The sequence below is a fragment of the Luteitalea sp. genome (assembly GCF_022842525.1).
Lineage (GTDB): Bacteria > Acidobacteriota > Vicinamibacteria > Vicinamibacterales > Vicinamibacteraceae > Luteitalea.
This window is the reverse complement of record NZ_JALHPM010000316.1, coordinates 2270-4330: the sequence shown is the minus strand read 5'-3', so window position 1 is coordinate 4330 and position 2061 is coordinate 2270. Positions and strand designations below refer to the sequence as shown.

The 2061-nt window shown below is 62.3% G+C and carries 2 protein-coding genes; both read right to left on the bottom strand.

The window, feature by feature from the left end:
- Window positions 1-411, bottom strand: a 411-nt coding sequence (locus Q0C41_RS30105) for a hypothetical protein (protein WP_291990504.1), incomplete at its 3' end; no start/stop codon positions are given.
- A gap of 831 nt (window positions 412-1242) precedes the next feature.
- Complete coding sequence (locus tag Q0C41_RS30100) at window positions 1243-1677, bottom strand: DUF898 family protein (RefSeq protein WP_291990502.1); 435 nt, start codon at window positions 1675-1677, stop codon at window positions 1243-1245.
- Window positions 1678-2061: the final 384 nt, after the last annotated feature.

Here is a 2061-nt window from a genome sequence, read left to right as displayed (position 1 = left end):
ACGCAGCAGAAGTATGTCTGACGCCTCCAGAAAGGATAGGAGAAGCTCCGTAACCTTCGACCCTCTAGCTTCGAACTCGCGCATGAATGCCTCGAAGGTCTTCGGGGAACCAAGGAGATAGTGAAGGGCGATCATGTCGCCCAGGTCGTAGTACACGTGTCCTTGCTTCGTACCAAGTCCGCTCGCCAGAACGTAGTCTGGTAGCTCGAGCGTCGGCAACGAGCGCTCGGGGACGATGCCGAGGACGTGGAAGCCCACGTGGTTGCGCAACCGATGCAAGTCGGTCCCCTGCGCGAGCCGCGCACGTACTTCGTCGTCGCTTCCGAAGCGGCCGAAGCTGCGCGTCCAATGCGCATGTGTGCCAAAATGCACGCGCAACTCGGGTATCAATCCGAGGGCTTCGAAGAGCACGCTCCCATTGTAGAAGAATGCTCCCGGACGGGAGCGCCTTCCCACCGGACCGTCGTCGTCATTGGCGTGCACAAGCGCAGACTGTCCAAAGCGCAGTGCGTTGACGTGGCGAGCGAGTCGCATGAGGCATGCGAAGTCCGCCCTCGGAGCAAGCTCCAGGAACCGCTCGCGTGAGCAGTCAAGTACCCACGCGGTGTCGTCGTCAGGTCGTGGCATTCATGATGCTTTGGAGACCAGATCTGCAACGTGCCGCATAACGACCTGTTGTTCACTTGCAGGCACACCTAAACCGAGCGAGCGAAGCGAGCTTTCATTGCAGTGACTGTCAAGTGCAACAACTTGTTATGCGGTCCTCGCGCTGAGCGTGCGAGGCACTCCGCTCAAGGCTGATACAGTACCGGCAAGTCTCGGCGACCAGCGTCTATGCGCGCAAGCCGTCGGGTCGCCTGATGGCGAAACCTCCAGAGGTGACAACGACCCGCCCCTTGTTTCTGCCGCCTCGGGTGGGCAACTGCGTATCAGAGTTGGGGCAGAGATACCGCACGGTCGTCGGACGATTGTCGTGGCGGCCGTCGCGGTGATCGAGGATGTGCGGCAAAGGCCGCGCGTCATACAATAGCGGGTTAGTGTGGAAGTCGCACCCGGCGTTGTCGCAGCGATCCGGGATGTCATGGGCTCGCCGGTATTCCGCATGCACTCTCCGGACGCGCGCACGGCTCGCCGGGGGGTTGGCGAAAGCCAGGATGTTGTGCAAAGGTTCGATGAGCCTGACATAGGGAGGGCGATATTCGCGGATCAGAGGAGTCCCACTCCTGGTCGGGTTTCCATGGCCTAAGTCTCGAAGTCAGTGTTCTCGACAACCCACTGCGTGACCCGAGGCGCAACCCAGAACGAGTAGATGCCCAACGTAATGACCATGAGGACAAGCCACTTGAGCCAGTAGCCGAAGAGCGACATTCCGGTACCCACGAACGTAAGCCGTCGTCCGTCGATGAAGGTATGCTTGCAACGCCAGCGTTGCATTAAGACAATGCCAAAGGGAAAAGCAATCCCTAATGTAAGAGACGTCACGAGGAACGCGAGAATGGCAGTGCCGAGGTAGTCAGCAGCGCCACCATCAAACGTAAAGGACTTCGACTTGCCCATCGGGATCCTCCTGTCGAGATGGTCGCGCACAATGAGCTGCTGATCCGCATAACGATCCTGCTTCTGCGGCGCGGCCTCTAACAAGAAGGCGCCATGCCGCAGCGCATGGCGCCCAACCATAGCCCAGGGCCGCGACCGCAGCAAGCAGCTGTTAGCCAGGCGGCTTTCCCCATTACCCTGCCCCCTGCGTTGGCCATCCGCGGCGGTCGCCGCGTGGGCCGGCAAGGAGCTCAGGCCAGGGATCTCTGGCTGCGAGCGGGGCGACACGGTGGGTGACGGCGCCGCGAGACGCCTAGCCGCACGGCGGTCGCCTCGTACGGGCAAACGCCACCGGGCGCGGCGTCGGCCCTCCGCAAGGGCGAGTCGTCGCGGCTTCCACCGCCTGCAGGCTCGCGTCGCGCCACGCCGCCGTCGGCAACGCAAGGCCGAGGGCACTCCCGGCAACAGCGCCCACTCCGGCGGTCAGCGTGACAACAAGTATGCGCTCCCCGACGCTAGGAGAGC